Raw genomic sequence first — 14,675 nt, forward strand, 5'->3', positions numbered from 1 at the left:
GAGAAAACGAAGGAAGAGCTGGGTGGAGAATGAACGGGTAATTGGTTCGCCATCTTGCCCCCTTGAGGAGGGGGTCTCCCCCCCCCCTTCTGTTTGGGGGGGGGGGGGGGGCCCCCCCCCCCAAGGCCCGCAGGGCCCGTCCAGGGCTCAGTACGAGGAGCCTGCGGCTCCCAGAGCGCCCGTCGGGTGCCAGACGGTCTTCGTCTCCAGGAAGGCCGTCAGGCGGCGCGTGCCGGGGTCGGCCGACCAGTCGGCGCCGTCGGCGGAGCCGTCCGTGTCCACAGGCTGTGGACGCAGGACGCGCTTCATGTTGTCCGCGGCCGCGATCTCCAGCTCCTTCGCCAGTACGGCGTCGGCGCCCGTGAGGTCGATCGCGTTGACGTCCTGGTGGGAGGCGAGCGGGGCCGCGAGCTCCGCCGTCTTCCCGGACAGGATGTTCACGACACCGCCCGGCAGGTCGGAGGTGGCGAGCACCTCGCCCAGGGAGAGCGCGGGCAGCGGGGCGTCGGCCGAGGCGATGACCACGGCCGTGTTACCGGTGGCGATCACCGGGGCGATCACCGAGACCAGACCCAGGAACGAGGACGCCTGGGGCGCCAGGACCGTGACGACACCGGTCGGCTCGGGAGTGGAGAGGTTGAAGAACGGGCCCGCGACGGGGTTCGCCCCGCCGACGATCTGGCCGATCTTGTCGGTCCAGCCCGCGTACCAGACCCACCGGTCGATCGCCGCGTCGACGACGGCCGCCGCCTTGGCCTTCGACAGGCCCTCGGCGTCCGCCACCTCCCGTACGAACTGGTCCTTGCGGCCCTCCAGCATCTCCGCGACGCGGTAGAGGATCTGCCCGCGGTTGTACGCGGTCGCGCCCGACCAGCCGCCGAACGCCTTGCGGGCGGCCACGACCGCGTCGCGCGCGTCCTTGCGGGAGGACTGCGGCGCGTTCGCCAGCCACCTGCCCTTGGAGTCGGTCACCTCGTACACCCGGCCGCTCTCGGAGCGGGGGAACTTGCCCCCGACGTACAGCTTGTAGGTCTTGAAGACGCTCAGGCGGTTATCGGACATCGAGGTATGCCTCCAGGCCGTGACGGCCGCCCTCGCGGCCGAAGCCCGACTCCTTGTAGCCACCGAAGGGCGACGTCGGGTCGAACTTGTTGAACGTGTTGGCCCAGACGACGCCTGCCCGGAGCTTGCCGGCCACCGCGAGGATGCGGGAGCCCTTCTCCGTCCAGATGCCGGCCGAGAGGCCGTACTGGGTGTTGTTGGCCTTGGCGACCGCCTCGTCCGGGGTACGGAAGGAGAGGACGGACAGCACGGGGCCGAAGATCTCGTCGCGGGCGACGGTGTGGGCCTGGGTGACGTTCGTGAAGAGCGTCGGGGCGAACCAGTAGCCGGACGAGGGGAGTTCGCAGGGGGCGGACCAGCGCTCGGCCCCCTCCGCCTCGCCGGTCTCGACGAGCGCGGTGATCCGGGAGAGCTGCTCCGCGGAGTTGATCGCGCCGATGTCGGTGTTCTTGTCCAGCGGGTCGCCGAGGCGCAGCGTGGACAGCCGGCGCTTGAGGGCGTCCAGCACCTCGTCCTGGACCGACTCCTGGACGAGCAGCCGGGAGCCCGCGCAGCAGACCTGGCCCTGGTTGAAGAAGATGCCGGTGACGATGCCCTCGACGGCCTGGTCGATGGGGGCGTCGTCGAAGACGATGTTGGCGCCCTTGCCGCCGAGTTCGAGGGTGACCTTCTTGTCCGTACCGGCGACCTGGCGGGCGATGGCCTTGCCGACCGCGGTCGAGCCGGTGAAGGCGACCTTGTTCACGTCGGGGTGCCCGACCAGGGCGGCGCCCGCGTCGCCGTAACCCGTGAGGATGTTGACGACGCCCTTGGGCAGGCCCGCCTGGCGGCAGATGTCCGCGAAGAAGAGCGCGGAGAGCGGGGTCGTCTCGGCGGGCTTCAGGACCACCGTGTTGCCCGTGGCGAGCGCGGGGGCGATCTTCCACGCCAGCATCAGGAGCGGGAAGTTCCACGGGATGACCTGGCCCGCGACGCCCAGCGGGCGCGGGTTCGCGCCGTAGCCGGCGTGGTCCAGCTTGTCGGCCCAGCCCGCGTAGTAGAAGAAGTGCGCGGCGACGAGGGGGAGGTCCGCGTCGCGGGTCTCCTTGATCGGCTTGCCGTTGTCCAGGGTCTCCAGGACGGCGAGCTCGCGGCTGCGCTCCTGGATGATCCGGGCGATACGGAACAGGTACTTCGCGCGCTCGGAGCCGGGCAGCGCCGACCACTTCTCGAACGCCCTGCGGGCCGCCTTCACGGCCCGGTCCACGTCCTCCGCGCCGGCCTGCGCGACCTCGGCGAGGACTTCCTCGGACGAGGGGCTGACCGACTTGAAGACCTTGCCGTCGGCGGCCTCGGTGAACTCGCCGTCGATGAACAGGCCGTACGAAGGAGCGATGTCGACGACGGAGCGGGACTCCGGAGCCGGTGCGTACTCGAATGCAGATGCCATGGGGATCAGTCCACCGTCACGTAATCGGGGCCGGAGTAACGGCCGGTGCTGAGCTTCTGGCGCTGCATCAGCAGGTCGTTCAGCAGGCTGGAGGCGCCGAAGCGGAACCAGTGGTTGTCCAGCCAGTCCTCGCCCGCGGTCTCGTTGACCAGCACGAGGAACTTGATCGCGTCCTTGCTGGTGCGGATGCCGCCGGCCGGCTTCACACCGACCTGTACCCCAGTCTGCTCCCGGAAGTCGCGCACGGCCTCCAGCATCAGCAGGGTGTTCGCGGGCGTCGCGTTGACCGCGACCTTGCCCGTCGACGTCTTGATGAAGTCGGCGCCCGCCAGCATCCCGAGCCAGGAGGCCCGCCGGATGTTGTCGTACGTGGACAGCTCGCCGGTCTCGAAGATCACCTTCAGCCGTGCGGAGCCGCACGCTGCCTTCACGGCGGTGATCTCCTCGTACACCTTCAGGTAGTGGCCGGAGAGGAAGGCGCCGCGGTCGATCACCATGTCGATCTCGTCGGCCCCGGCCGCCACGGCGTCGCGGACGTCCGCGAGCTTGACGTCCAGCGCGGCACGGCCGGCCGGGAAGGCCGTCGCCACGGACGCCACCTTCACTCCGGAACCGGCCAGCGCGGCGACGGCGGTCGCCGCCATGTCGGGATAGACGCAGACCGCGGCGGTACGCGGGCTGGTGCGGTCGGTGGGGTCGGGGTTGACGGCCTTGGCGGCGAGAGCCCGGACCTTGCCCGGGGTGTCCGCGCCTTCCAGCGTCGTCAGGTCGATCATCGAGATGGCGAGATCGATGGCGTACGCCTTGGCAGTCGTCTTGATCGATCGGGTACCGAGGGAGGCGGCGCGCGCTTCGAGGCCGACAGGGTCGACGCCGGGCAGCCCGTGCAGGAAGCGGCGCAGCGCACTGTCGGACGCCGTCGCGTCGGCGAATGCAGGTGCAGTGGTGGGCATGGTCACCACATGAGCATATCTACGCGCGTAGCGACCTGTACAGGGCCCCTCCTCCTTCCCGCGCCGCGGGCGCGCCGCACGCGCGGGACACGGCCGCCCGGCCGTCCCCGTCGGCCGTCAGGCAGAATCGGGCCCATGACGAGCCCCACGCCTGCCCCCGAGCCGGCCTACGCCGACCGGACCTTCCGTTCGGTCGCCGGTCTGGTCTGCGGTGTGCTGCTGATCGCGCTGACCGCCTGGATCGGCGGCGACGCCCTGTTCCGCGGCGAGGGCGCGACCCCGTGGAAGGCGCTCGCGGGGATGCTTGCCGTGATCCCGCTGATCGTGGCGTTCACGGTGCGGCCCGCGGTGTTCGCGAACGAGGAGCGCGTCCGCATCCGCAACCCGTTCCGGACGATCGTGCTGCCCTGGTCCGATGTCGCCGATGTGCGCGCCGGGTATTCGACCGAGCTGACCACGCACAAGGGCGTGAAGTACCAGCTGTGGGCCGTCCCCGTCTCGCTGCGCGAGCGCAAGAGGGCGGCCAGGAAGGCGTCCCGGCAGTCGCAGGACGACCCGTACGGCAGGTCCTCCGTCCACGCCGACGTCCGCGACACGGCGGCGCGCATCGCCGCCGCCGACCAGACCGTGGTCGACCTGCGCGAACTGGCCGAGGGAGCCGCGCACCGCAAGGACGGCACCGGCACGGTGACGGCCTCGGTCCGCTGGGCGTACGAGGTCATCGCCCCGGCCGTCGCGGGCGTCGTGCTCCTCGTGGTGCTGCTCGCCATCGGCTGAGACGTGACGGACCGGCCCCCGGACTCCCGCTTCCGCGCGGGGTCCGGGGGCCGGTCCGTGGTACCGCGGGCTCAGATCCCCGCGGCCGCCGACAGGTCGCGCTTGATCCCGGCGAGCAGTTCCGCGCCCCTGGCACGGGCCGCGGGCAGGTCGTCCGCCGAGGCGACCGGAACCACGACCTCCAGGTAGCACTTGAGCTTCGGCTCGGTGCCGCTCGGGCGGACGATCACCCGCGCGCCCTCCAGCCGGTAGCGCAGCCCGTCCGTGGGCGGCAGCAGCTCGGTGCCGAGCGACAGGTCCTCGGCCGAGACGACGGCCAGGCCCGCCAGGGCGGTCGGCGGCTGCTCCCGCAGGCGCAGCATGGCGTTCGCGATGACCGTGAGGTCCTCCACACGGACCGACAGCTGATCCGTGGCGTGCAGTCCGTGCGTGACGGCGAGGTCGTCCAGCAGGTCGAGGAGCGTACGGCCCCGCTCCTTGAGTACGGAGGCCAGCTCGGCGACGAGCAGGGCGGCCGTGATGCCGTCCTTGTCGCGCACGCCCCCGGGGTCGACGCAGTAGCCCAGCGCCTCCTCGTAGCCGTACCGCAGGCCGTCGACGCGGGCGATCCACTTGAAGCCGGTCAGCGTCTCCTCGTACCCGAGGCCCGCCTTCTCGGCGATGCGGCCGAGCAGCGAGGACGACACGATCGACTCGGCGAAGGTGCCGGTGACGCCGCGGTCCACCAGATGGGCGGCGAGCAGCGCGCCGACCTCGTCGCCGCGCAGCATCCGCCAGCCGCCCGGGACGGCCGCGTCGGGCACCGCCACGGCGCAGCGGTCGGCGTCCGGGTCGTTGGCGATGACGAGATCCGGGCCGGACCGGCGCGCGGTCGCGAAGGCGAGATCCATGGCGCCGGGCTCTTCCGGGTTGGGGAAGGCGACGGTGGGGAACGCCGGGTCGGGTTCGGCCTGCTCGGCCACGAGCACCGGCTCCGGGAAACCGGCCCGTGCGAACGCGGCGGTGAGCACGGACGTACCGACGCCGTGCATCGCGGTGTAGACGACGCGGGCGGTACGCGGGGAGCCGGCGCGGAGCACCGAGTCCGTACGCGCCAGATAGGCGTCCAGGACCTCGTCGCCGAGGATCTCCCAGCCGTCCTCGGGGCGCGCCACGGTGTCGAGCGGGCCGACCGCCGCGATCGCGGCGGCGATCTCGCCGTCGGCCGGGGGCACGATCTGCGAACCGTCGCCCAGGTAGACCTTGTAGCCGTTGTCGCGCGGAGGATTGTGGCTGGCGGTCACCTCGACGCCCGCGACGGCGCCCAGATGCCTTATGGCGTACGCCAGGACCGGGGTGGGGAGCGGACGGGGCAGGACGGCCGCCCGCAGCCCGGCGCCGGTCATGACGGCCGCCGTGTCGCGCGCGAAGTCGGCGGACTTGTAGCGGGCGTCGTACCCGATGACGACGAGCCCGCCGGCCTGGCCCTGAGCGGTCAGGTACGCGGCGAGGCCCGCGGCGGCCCGGATGACCACGGACCGGTTCATCCGCATGGGCCCGGCTCCCAGCTCCCCGCGCAGCCCGGCCGTGCCGAACTGGAGGGTGCCCGCGAAGCGTGCGGAGAGTTCGGCGAGATCCTCGGCGGCGATCAGCTTGGCGAGTTCGTCGCGCGTCTCGGGGTCGGGGTCCTCCGCGAGCCACGTCCTGGCCTGCGTGATGAGGTCCTGCTCCACGGTGTCCGCCTTTCGGGGGTGGGGTGGGTTACGGGGGCGCTGCCCCGGGACCCCCGCTCCTCAACCGCCGGAGGGGCTTGAGACGCGGCGGAACCAGCAGATCTCAGCCCCGTCGGCGGGGGAGGCGCGGGGTCTGGGGCGGAGCCCCATGGGCACGTCAGATGCGGTCCAGGACCCGTGCCAGCAGCGCACCCATACGGGTGGCCGAGTCGCGGCCCGCCTGAAGCACCTCTTCGTGGTTGAGCGGCTCGCCGGACAGACCGGCGGCCAGGTTGGTCACGAGCGAGATGCCCAGGACCTCGGCCCCCGCCTCGCGCGCGGCGATGGCCTCCAGCACGGTGGACATGCCCACCAGGTCGCCGCCCATGACCCGGACCATGTTGATCTCGGCCGGAGTCTCGTAGTGCGGGCCGGGGAACTGCACGTACACGCCCTCTTCGAGCGTCTCGTCGATCTCCTTGCACAGGGCGCGCAGCCGCGGCGAGTACAGGTCGGTGAGGTCCACGAAGTTGGCGCCGATGATCGGCGACGCCGCCGTGAGGTTGATGTGGTCGCTGATCAGCACGGGCTGCCCGGGGCGCATGCCCTCGCGCAGACCGCCGCAGCCGTTGGTCAGCACGATGGTCTTGCAGCCGGCGGCGACCGCCGTGCGGACCCCGTGCGAGACGGCGGCGACGCCGCGGCCCTCGTAGTAGTGGGTGCGGCCGAGGAAGACCAGGACGCGCTTGTCTCCGATCCGGTACGAGCGGATCGTGCCGCCGTGGCCCTCGACCGCCGGCGCGGGGAACCCGGGCAGTTCGGTCACCGGGAACTCGGCTTCCGGAGCGCCGAGCGCGTCGCCCGCGGGCGCCCACCCCGAGCCCATCACGAGGGCGACGTCGTGGGTCTCGGCGCCGGTCAGCTCGCGGAGGCGGGCGGCGGCGGCGTCGGCGGCCGCGTGCGGGTCGCCCTGGATGTTGTCCGGAATAACAGATGCGTTCACGCGGACGAGGGTAGCCGGTGAATCCCTACGCGCGTAGATGCCCATGCGCAGAGGCTGGCCGAACGTCTTCGTAGTTTCGTACAGGAGTGCGGTGCGCCGGGCGCTCAGCAGGGGCGCTTGCGGAGCTCCATCACGTAGTCGTGCGGCGCGCCGGCGGATTCCGCGGCGTCGGCCACTTCGCCCAGGTAGCGGGCCGAGGGGAGCCCGCCCTCGTACCCGTTCAGGACGTACATCCAGGTCGGCTCCTCGCCGTCCAGGGTGTGCACCCGCACGCGCATCCGCCGGTAGATGTCGAGGCCGACGCCTTCCCACCGGTCCATGGAGTCCTCGTCCATCGGCGCGATGTCGTACAGCGCCACGAAGACCTGGGAGCGGGGCGCCTCGACCACCGTGGCCAGCGCGCCTTCCCAGCCCATCTGTTCCCCGCCGAAGGTCAGCCGCCAGCCGTTGAGCCAGCCGGTGCCGCGCAGCGGGGAATGAGGAGCGCGGCGCGTCATCAGCCGCGCGTCGAGGTTGCCGGCGTACGCGGCGTAGAGCGACATGTGGTCGAGGGTACGGGAGGTGACCGCGGGAGCGCCGGTTCCTGAGCGCAAGGGCCTGCCGGAACACCCCGTTCGTGCACGCCGGACCCGGTCCCGGCGGGCCCCGCCCACGTATGGAGGGCCCCGGGGCGAAGCAGTTTGGCGCGTGCGGGACAATGGAGTACGTACTGCATTCCCCCCGGGGTCGTCCCCCGGACCCCGGCCGCGGCGGCATACGGCCGCGGGATGACACCACGCGAGGCGGACTTTTCGTGACCCGGATCGTGATCATCGGCGGCGGCCCCGGCGGCTACGAGGCGGCACTGGTGGGCGCCCAGCTCGGCGCGGAGGTGACCGTCGTCGACTGCGACGGCCTCGGCGGCGCGTCGGTACTCACCGACTGCGTGCCCTCCAAGACCCTGATCGCGACGGCAGAGGTGATGACCACCTTCGACTCTTCGTACGAGGAGTTGGGCATCATCGTCGCGGACGACACGCCTCATCTGGAGCAGGCGGCGCGCGTGGTCGGCGTCGACCTCGGCAAGGTCAACCGACGGGTCAAGCGCCTCGCGCTGGCCCAGTCCCACGACATCACCGCGTCCGTCACCCGCGCGGGCGCCCGCGTGATGCGCGGACGCGGCCGGCTGGAGGGCCTCCAGGCCGCCGACGGCTCCCGGCAGGTCGTCGTGACCGCCGCCGACGGCACGGAGGAGTCGCTGACCGCCGACGCCGTGCTCGTCGCGACCGGCGGTCACCCCCGGGAGATCCCGGACGCGCTCCCGGACGGCGAGCGCATCCTCAACTGGACCCAGGTCTACGACCTCGACGAGCTCCCCGAGGAGCTCATCGTCGTCGGCTCCGGTGTCACCGGAGCCGAGTTCGCCGGTGCCTACCAGGCGCTCGGCTCGCGGGTCACCCTCGTCTCCTCGCGCGACCGCGTGCTGCCGGGCGAGGACCCGGACGCGGCGGCGGTCCTGGAGGACGTCTTCCGCCGTCGCGGCATGAACGTCATGGCCCGCTCGCGCGCCCAGTCAGCCAAGCGGGTGGGCGACCGGGTCGAGGTCACCCTCGCCGACGGACGCGTCATCTCCGGATCGCACTGCCTGATGGCGGTCGGCGCGATCCCGAACACCGCGGGCATGGGCCTGGAGGAGGCCGGGGTCCGGCTCAAGGACTCGGGCCACATCCTGACCGACCGGGTCTCCCGCACCAGTGCCCCCGGTGTGTACGCGGCCGGTGACGTCACCGGCGTCTTCGCGCTGGCCTCGGTCGCCGCGATGCAGGGCCGGATCGCGATGTACCACTTCCTCGGCGACGCGGTGGCCCCCCTGAACCTGAAGACGGTCTCGTCGAACGTGTTCACCGACCCCGAGATCGCCACCGTCGGCTACAGCCAGGCCGATGTCGACGCGGGCAAGATCGACGCCCGGGTCGTCAAGCTGCCGCTGCTGCGCAATCCGCGGGCCAAGATGCAGGGCATCCGGGACGGCTTCGTCAAGATCTTCTGCCGGCCCGGCACCGGCATCGTGGTCGGCGGCTGTGTCGTCTCCCCGCGCGCCAGCGAGCTGATCCATCCGATCTCGATCGCGGTCGACAACAACCTGACGGTGGAACAGATCGCAAACGCTTTCACCGTGTACCCGTCCCTGTCCGGATCGATCGCGGAAGTGGCTCGGCAGCTGCACACGCGGAAGCTCACGGGCGACTCGTAGGGCCTGCCGGGAGCCCGGCAATCCCCGGCAACCCCCGGCAAGTTGGACGGGCCCGCAGAACGTTTGTGACCGCTCCCGTCCGGTCTCTTCCGACTCCGTCACAACAACGGGGCCGCCTATATCACTTGGCGGCCCCATTCATGTGCAACTTCTGTTATTCGGCGCAAACTGCTGAAAACTAACGGATGGCCAGGTTACTGTCAGTTCCGTGTTCGCTGCAGAACGTCGTCAGTTGATCCTCGAAATGGTGCGCGCCAACGGGGCGGTATCGCTCCGTGAGCTCGCCCGCGTCGTCCAGACCTCCGAAGTGACCGTACGGCGGGACGTGCGGGCACTGGAGGCAGAAGGACTCCTCGACCGCCGGCACGGCGGTGCGGTCTTGCCGGGCGGATTCACGCGGGAGTCCGGCTTTCCGCAAAAATCCCATCTCTCCACCGCGGAGAAGACGGCCATCGCCGATCTGGCCGCCGGCCTGGTCGGTGAGGGCGAGGCCATTGTGGTCGGCGCCGGAACGACCACGCAGGAGCTGGCCCGCCGGCTCGCGCGGGTTCCCGGTCTGACCGTCGTCACCAACTCACTGCTGGTCGCCCAGGCGCTGGCGCATGCCAACCGCGTGGAAGTGGTGATGACCGGCGGCACGCTGCGCGGGAGCAACTACGCGCTCGTGGGCAGCGGTGCCGAACAGTCCCTCCAGGGACTGCGGGTCTCGCGGGCGTTCCTCTCCGGGAGCGGCCTCACCGCCGAGCGCGGGCTGTCCACGTCCAACATGCTCTCGGCGAGTGTGGACCGGGCGCTGGTGCAGGCGGCCGCCGAGGTGGTGGTCCTCGCGGACCACACCAAACTGGGCTCCGACACCATGTTCCAGACGGTGCCCACCGACCTCATCACCCGGCTGGTCACGGACGAGCCGCCGGTCCACGACGAGCGGGCCGCGACCGAGCTCCAGGCCCTGGCGGACCAGGGCGTGGAGATCACGATCGCGGGTCCCGACGCGGACGCGTCCGTACCCGGCGAGGGGATCGCGCCCGGCCGCCAGGCCAGACGCGACATGCCGCTGCCGGGACAGCGCCGTACGCAGGCGGGGGGTTCGGGAGGACTTGGACCACAGCTGCGCAGCGCGGCGGCGCTGGCCGACCAGGGCCCGGGGGACCGGGCGAGGGTGGCGGACCTGCGACGGCGCTGAGGCTGATCCGGCTGAGGCCCGGCCCGCAGGTCAGGCAGCCCCAGTGCTCCGTCAGCCCCGTTCCGTGTTCGGGCCCTTGAGACCCTGGAGGGTGAGCGTCAGCAGGCGGTCCGCAAGTCCCGGATCGTCCGGTGACTGCTCGGCGGCCAGGGCGATGGCGTTCGTCAGCTGCATCAGGTCGTCGATCGACACGTCCGCCCGCACGGCGCCGCTCTCCTGCGCCCGAGCGAGCAGTCGCGCCCCCGCCTGACGCAGCGGCACATTGCACCGCGCCAGGGCCGAGGTCTCGTCCCGCGACGCCGACATGAGCGCCTGGGCCACCCCCCGGTACTCACCCGCGTGCGTGACGATCGCGCCCAGCCACTCCACGAGCGCCCGGCACGGATGCTCCGCCTCCGCCAGTTCGCGGGAGCGGGTGAGCAGGGCTGCCAGGGCCTCCTGGAAGACCGCGTACATCAGGGCCTGGCGGTTCGGGAAGTGCCGGTACAGGGTGCCGATGCCGACGCCCGCGTGGCGCGCGATGTCCTCCAGGGAGGCGTCCGTGCCGTGCGCGGCGAAGGACATACGGGCTTCGCCCAGCAGCCGGTCGTAGTTGCGGCGCGCGTCGGCACGCATCGGCCGTCCCGGGGTCTGTGCCGGCGTCTGTGCCGTGCTCGTCGCCATCGCGCAGTCCTCCGCATCTCCCACGTGTACGCCCCTGCGTGCGCACGCCTCAGGGTCCAGGATGCCATCGGGCAACGGGAGGTGCCCTCCGTATCGCCCCGCACCCCGGGGACCTGCCCGCGGACGCCGAGGGCCCCGCAGGAGTCGAGTGACTCCTGCGGGGCCCTTGAGCCGGGCGGATCAGTCCTTGATCTCGCAGATCATGGCGCCGGAGGAGACCGAGCCGCCGACTTCGGCGGCCAGGCCCTTGACCGTTCCGGAGCGGTGGGCGTTGAGGGGCTGCTCCATCTTCATGGCTTCCAGGACGACGATGAGGTCGCCCTCCTTGACCTCCTGGCCCTCCTCGACCGCGACCTTGACGATCGTGCCCTGCATGGGCGAGGCGAGGGTGTCGCCGGAGGCGGCGGAACCGGCCTTCTTCGCGGCACGGCGCTTGGGCTTGGCACCGGCCGCGAGGCCGGTACGGGCCAGGCTCATCCCGAGGGAGACGGGCAGCGAGACCTCCAGGCGCTTGCCGCCGACCTCGACGACGATGGTCTCGCGGTTGCCGTCCTCGTCCTCGGCGTCCGCGCCGGCGGGAGCGAAGGGCTTGATCTCGTTGACGAACTCCGTCTCGATCCACCGGGTGTGGATCCGGAACGGGTCGGCGGTGAAGGCGGGGTCGACCACGACGGCCTGGTGGAAGGGGATGGCCGTGGCCATGCCCTCGACCTTGAACTCCGCCAGCGCCCGCGCGGCCCGCTGGAGCGCCTGCTCACGGGTCGCACCGGTCACGATCAGCTTGGCCAGGAGCGAGTCCCAGGCGGGGCCGATGACGCTGCCGGACTCCACACCCGCGTCCAGGCGGACGCCCGGACCCGAGGGGGCGGCGAAGGTGGTGACGGTGCCGGGGGCGGGCAGGAAGCCGCGGCCCGGGTCCTCGCCGTTGATCCGGAACTCGAAGGAGTGACCGCGCACGGCGGGGTCTCCGTAACCGAGCTCCTCGCCGTCGGCGATGCGGAACATCTCGCGTACGAGGTCGATGCCGGTGACCTCTTCGGTGACCGGGTGCTCGACCTGGAGGCGGGTGTTGACCTCCAGGAAGGAGATCGTGCCGTCGGTGCCGACGAGGAACTCGACGGTGCCCGCGCCGACGTAACCGGCCTCCTTGAGGATGGCCTTGGACGCCGCGTACAGCTCGGCGTTCTGAGCCTCGCTCAGGAACGGCGCGGGGGCCTCCTCGACGAGCTTCTGGTGGCGGCGCTGGAGCGAGCAGTCACGGGTGGAGACGACGACCACGTTGCCGTGGGTGTCGGCCAGGCACTGGGTCTCCACGTGGCGCGGCTTGTCGAGGTAGCGCTCGACGAAGCACTCACCGCGGCCGAAGGCGGCGACGGCCTCGCGGACCGCGGAGTCGTACAGCTCGGGGACCTCTTCGAGGGTGCGGGCGACCTTCAGGCCACGCCCGCCTCCGCCGAAGGCGGCCTTGATCGCGATCGGCAGGCCGTGCTCGCGGGCGAAGTCGACGACCTCGTCCGAGCCGGAGACCGGGTCGGGCGTGCCGGCCACCAGCGGCGCACCGGCGCGCTGGGCGATGTGGCGGGCCGCGACCTTGTCGCCGAGGTCACGGATGGCCTGCGGGGGCGGGCCGATCCACGTCAGACCCGCGTCCAGTACCGCCTGGGCGAACTCGGCGTTCTCCGACAGGAAGCCGTAACCCGGGTGGATGGCGTCCGCCCCGGAGTCCTTGGCAGCCGCGAGCACCTTGGCCATGTCCAGATAGCTGGCGGCCGGGGTGTCACCGCCCAGAGCGAACGCCTCGTCGGCCGCGCGGACATGCAGAGCGTCCCGGTCCGGATCGGCGTAGACGGCTACGCTCGCGATCCCGGCGTCCCGGCAAGCCCGAGCAACGCGGACAGCGATTTCGCCACGGTTGGCGATGAGCACCTTGCGCACGATGACTCCCTCCTTGAAACAAGCTGAGTTTAGGGACTACCGACACGGCCGTACGACCCGTCCCCACTGGTGAGCTTGCCCACACGGAGTGTGATTCGAGGGTTGCTGGAGTCGTGAAATCCCTTGTCGCACCACGTTACGCCGGGTTCCTTAAGCGCACAGTAGCCACGAGGTGTGGTCCAGGTCTCTGTTCGTAGGGTCAACGACCCCCCGTGTTTCTTTGTGGGGTCCCTACGAACGGACGGGCATTTCTTTGCCGTTGTGCGAGGACCGTCGAACCTCTTGTCCCCACCATTACCGATTAGTAGGGTCCGCGCTATCGCAGGTACTACAGGTAACAGGGGGTGGGCGCGGTGATACGCAGACCAGTGGCCGTGGTGACCGGGCTCGTGCTGTTCGGGGAGGCCGTGGGGATCGTACTCGTCAACGCCGTACTCGCGACGGTCGTCGACAACCAGAAGATGTCCCTCGCGGGCATGGACCCCCATGCCATGTCCACGGGCACATGGGTGATGGGCTGGGGCTCCGGCCTCCTGCTGGTCCTCTGCGGTCTCGTCGCACTGATGGCCGGGGTCCGCGACCGGGCGCCGGGCCGTGCCGGGCGGATCGCCCTGATCGGCTGCGCCGTCGTGCACGGGGTGCTGGGCGCCCTCACGGTGGGCCTGGTCGGCTGGTCCGCGTTCGCCTTCATGATGGCCGTGCTCGCGCTGCTCGTCCTGACCCTGCTGGGATACGGGCCGGACCAGGCCGCGCGGGACGACGCCGGCCCCGTACCGGGCGAGGGCAACGGGCAGGGGAGCGGCGCCGGGGCTCCGGCAGCCGTCTGACCCGGTCCGGTCCTCAGACCCACAAGTCGGTCACGGAGAAGCCCAGTTCGCCGAGGAGCCGGCGCAGCAGCGGCAGCGAGAGCCCGATGACGTTGCCGTGGTCGCCCTCGATGGAGTCGACGAACGGCGCCGAGCGGCCGTCCAGGGTGAACGCGCCCGCCACATGGAGGGGTTCGCCCGTGGCGACGTAGGCGGCGATCTCGGCGTCGGTCGGTTCGGCGAAGCGGACGACGGTGGAGGCCGTCGCCGATGCCGTACGGCCGCTCAGGGTGTCGATCACGCTGTGCCCGGTCCGCAGCACACCGGACCGGCCGCGCATGGACTTCCAGCGGGCGGTGGCGTCCTCGCCGTCGGCGGGCTTGCCCAGGGCGACGCCGTCCAGTTCGAGCACCGAGTCGCAGCCGATGACCAGTGCGCCGGCCGCCTCCAGGCGGGCCGCGACGGCCGCCGCCTTGGCCTCGGCCAGGACGAGCGCCAGCTCGCCGGGGGTGGGCGCGGACAGTGCGTCCTCGTCCACACCGCTGACGATCACCTCGGGCGCGAAACCGGCCTGGCGCAGGAGGCCGAGACGGGCGGGGGAGGCGGAGGCGAGGACGAGACGGCGCTGATCAGTCATACGGGCCATCGTAGAAGCCCCGCGGGGTCAGCGGGTGCCCAGGACGAACATGGCGATCACCATGGCGAGCGCGAGCAGCAGACCCGCGCGGCGCAGCATCGCCTGCGCGTCGCGGAGCTCCTTGGGCGGCTCGTTCTCGGGATCGGACCACAGCATGGAAACGATCCTGCTGCCGTGACCGCTGTGGGGGGGGGGGGGGGGGGGGGAGGGGGGGAGGAAGGGGGGGGGGGGGGGGAGGGGGGGGGGGGGTGGGGGGGGGGGGGCGGGGGGGGGGGGGAGGGGGGGGGGGGGGGGGGGGGAGCC

14 protein-coding genes are annotated in these 14,675 nt (G+C 71.6%); 4 read left to right on the forward strand and 10 right to left on the reverse strand.

Features of this window, described 5'->3' with window-relative positions; all coding sequences use genetic code 11:
* Positions 1 to 147: 147 nt before the first annotated feature.
* From AC07FA_RS12945 to deoC, 3 genes are read right to left on the reverse strand one after another with little or no spacing between them, the layout of a single operon-like run.
* Positions 148 to 1,062 (reverse strand): aldehyde dehydrogenase family protein, encoded by a 915-nt coding sequence (locus AC07FA_RS12945; RefSeq protein ID WP_479075207.1) that lies wholly within the window; start codon positions 1,060 to 1,062, stop codon positions 148 to 150.
* Positions 1,052 to 2,491, reverse strand: coding sequence for an aldehyde dehydrogenase family protein (locus AC07FA_RS12950; protein WP_479075208.1), 1,440 nt, complete (start codon positions 2,489 to 2,491; stop codon positions 1,052 to 1,054). The genes AC07FA_RS12945 and AC07FA_RS12950 overlap by 11 nt, the downstream gene beginning before the upstream one ends.
* A gap of 5 nt (positions 2,492 to 2,496) precedes the next feature.
* Complete coding sequence (deoC, locus tag AC07FA_RS12955) at positions 2,497 to 3,444, reverse strand: deoxyribose-phosphate aldolase (RefSeq protein ID WP_479075209.1); 948 nt, start codon at positions 3,442 to 3,444, stop codon at positions 2,497 to 2,499.
* A 135-nt stretch (positions 3,445 to 3,579) separates the two neighbouring features.
* Between deoC and AC07FA_RS12960 the strand changes: the two genes are divergently transcribed.
* Positions 3,580 to 4,221, forward strand: coding sequence for a PH domain-containing protein (locus AC07FA_RS12960; protein ID WP_479075210.1), 642 nt, complete (start codon positions 3,580 to 3,582; stop codon positions 4,219 to 4,221).
* 71 nt (positions 4,222 to 4,292) lie between these two features.
* Here the strand turns inward: AC07FA_RS12960 and AC07FA_RS12965 are convergent, their stop codons facing one another.
* From AC07FA_RS12965 to AC07FA_RS12975, 3 genes are all read right to left on the reverse strand, one after another.
* Positions 4,293 to 5,933 carry a phospho-sugar mutase gene (locus AC07FA_RS12965; protein ID WP_479075211.1) on the reverse strand — a complete coding sequence of 547 codons (1,641 nt, stop codon included), beginning with the start codon at positions 5,931 to 5,933 and terminating at the stop codon, positions 4,293 to 4,295.
* A gap of 157 nt (positions 5,934 to 6,090) precedes the next feature.
* Complete coding sequence (locus AC07FA_RS12970) at positions 6,091 to 6,915, reverse strand: purine-nucleoside phosphorylase (RefSeq protein WP_479075212.1); 825 nt, start codon at positions 6,913 to 6,915, stop codon at positions 6,091 to 6,093.
* A gap of 104 nt (positions 6,916 to 7,019) precedes the next feature.
* Positions 7,020 to 7,457 carry a gamma-glutamylcyclotransferase family protein gene (locus AC07FA_RS12975; RefSeq protein ID WP_173315400.1) on the reverse strand — a complete coding sequence of 146 codons (438 nt, stop codon included), beginning with the start codon at positions 7,455 to 7,457 and terminating at the stop codon, positions 7,020 to 7,022.
* A gap of 251 nt (positions 7,458 to 7,708) precedes the next feature.
* Between AC07FA_RS12975 and AC07FA_RS12980 the strand changes: the two genes are divergently transcribed.
* Positions 7,709 to 9,148 (forward strand): NAD(P)H-quinone dehydrogenase, encoded by a 1,440-nt coding sequence (locus AC07FA_RS12980; RefSeq protein ID WP_479075214.1) that lies wholly within the window; start codon positions 7,709 to 7,711, stop codon positions 9,146 to 9,148.
* A 208-nt stretch (positions 9,149 to 9,356) separates the two neighbouring features.
* Positions 9,357 to 10,331 carry a DeoR/GlpR family DNA-binding transcription regulator gene (locus AC07FA_RS12985; protein WP_479075215.1) on the forward strand — a complete coding sequence of 325 codons (975 nt, stop codon included), beginning with the start codon at positions 9,357 to 9,359 and terminating at the stop codon, positions 10,329 to 10,331.
* A gap of 51 nt (positions 10,332 to 10,382) precedes the next feature.
* Here AC07FA_RS12985 and AC07FA_RS12990 read toward each other — a convergent pair whose 3' ends face one another.
* Both AC07FA_RS12990 and AC07FA_RS12995 read right to left on the reverse strand, forming a co-directional pair.
* Positions 10,383 to 10,994, reverse strand: a complete 612-nt coding sequence (locus AC07FA_RS12990; RefSeq protein WP_479075217.1) for a TetR/AcrR family transcriptional regulator — start codon at positions 10,992 to 10,994, stop codon at positions 10,383 to 10,385.
* A 180-nt stretch (positions 10,995 to 11,174) separates the two neighbouring features.
* Complete coding sequence (locus tag AC07FA_RS12995; RefSeq protein ID WP_479075219.1) at positions 11,175 to 12,929, reverse strand: acetyl/propionyl/methylcrotonyl-CoA carboxylase subunit alpha; 1,755 nt, start codon at positions 12,927 to 12,929, stop codon at positions 11,175 to 11,177.
* A 356-nt stretch (positions 12,930 to 13,285) separates the two neighbouring features.
* Here AC07FA_RS12995 and AC07FA_RS13000 point away from each other — a divergent pair, with 356 nt between their 5' ends.
* Positions 13,286 to 13,756, forward strand: coding sequence for a hypothetical protein (locus AC07FA_RS13000; RefSeq protein ID WP_479075920.1), 471 nt, complete (start codon positions 13,286 to 13,288; stop codon positions 13,754 to 13,756).
* A 13-nt stretch (positions 13,757 to 13,769) separates the two neighbouring features.
* Here the strand turns inward: AC07FA_RS13000 and AC07FA_RS13005 are convergent, their stop codons facing one another.
* Positions 13,770 to 14,381, reverse strand: coding sequence for a nucleoside triphosphate pyrophosphatase (locus AC07FA_RS13005; protein ID WP_479075221.1), 612 nt, complete (start codon positions 14,379 to 14,381; stop codon positions 13,770 to 13,772).
* Between the two features lie 18 nt (positions 14,382 to 14,399).
* Positions 14,400 to 14,528: a morphogenic membrane protein MmpB gene (gene mmpB / locus AC07FA_RS13010; RefSeq protein WP_256668981.1), complete on the reverse strand. Its 129-nt coding sequence runs from the start codon at positions 14,526 to 14,528 to the stop codon at positions 14,400 to 14,402.
* Positions 14,529 to 14,675: the final 147 nt, after the last annotated feature.

This window comes from Streptomyces sp. NPDC045968, assembly GCF_056430475.1.

What these genes read in the sequence shown, in the direction of transcription:
- AC07FA_RS12990 (WP_479075217.1), bottom strand. Translation starts at nt 10,994, where the DNA reads ATGGCGACGAGCACGGCACAGACGCCGGCACAGACCCCGGGACGGCCG.
- deoC (WP_479075209.1), bottom strand. Translation starts at nt 3,444, where the DNA reads ATGCCCACCACTGCACCTGCATTCGCCGACGCGACGGCGTCCGACAGT.
- AC07FA_RS12960 (WP_479075210.1), top strand. Translation starts at nt 3,580, where the DNA reads ATGACGAGCCCCACGCCTGCCCCCGAGCCGGCCTACGCCGACCGGACC.
- AC07FA_RS12945 (WP_479075207.1), bottom strand. Translation starts at nt 1,062, where the DNA reads ATGTCCGATAACCGCCTGAGCGTCTTCAAGACCTACAAGCTGTACGTC.
- mmpB (WP_256668981.1), bottom strand. Translation starts at nt 14,528, where the DNA reads ATGCTGTGGTCCGATCCCGAGAACGAGCCGCCCAAGGAGCTCCGCGAC.
- AC07FA_RS12975 (WP_173315400.1), bottom strand. Translation starts at nt 7,457, where the DNA reads ATGTCGCTCTACGCCGCGTACGCCGGCAACCTCGACGCGCGGCTGATG.
- AC07FA_RS12950 (WP_479075208.1), bottom strand. Translation starts at nt 2,491, where the DNA reads ATGGCATCTGCATTCGAGTACGCACCGGCTCCGGAGTCCCGCTCCGTC.
- AC07FA_RS13005 (WP_479075221.1), bottom strand. Translation starts at nt 14,381, where the DNA reads ATGGCCCGTATGACTGATCAGCGCCGTCTCGTCCTCGCCTCCGCCTCC.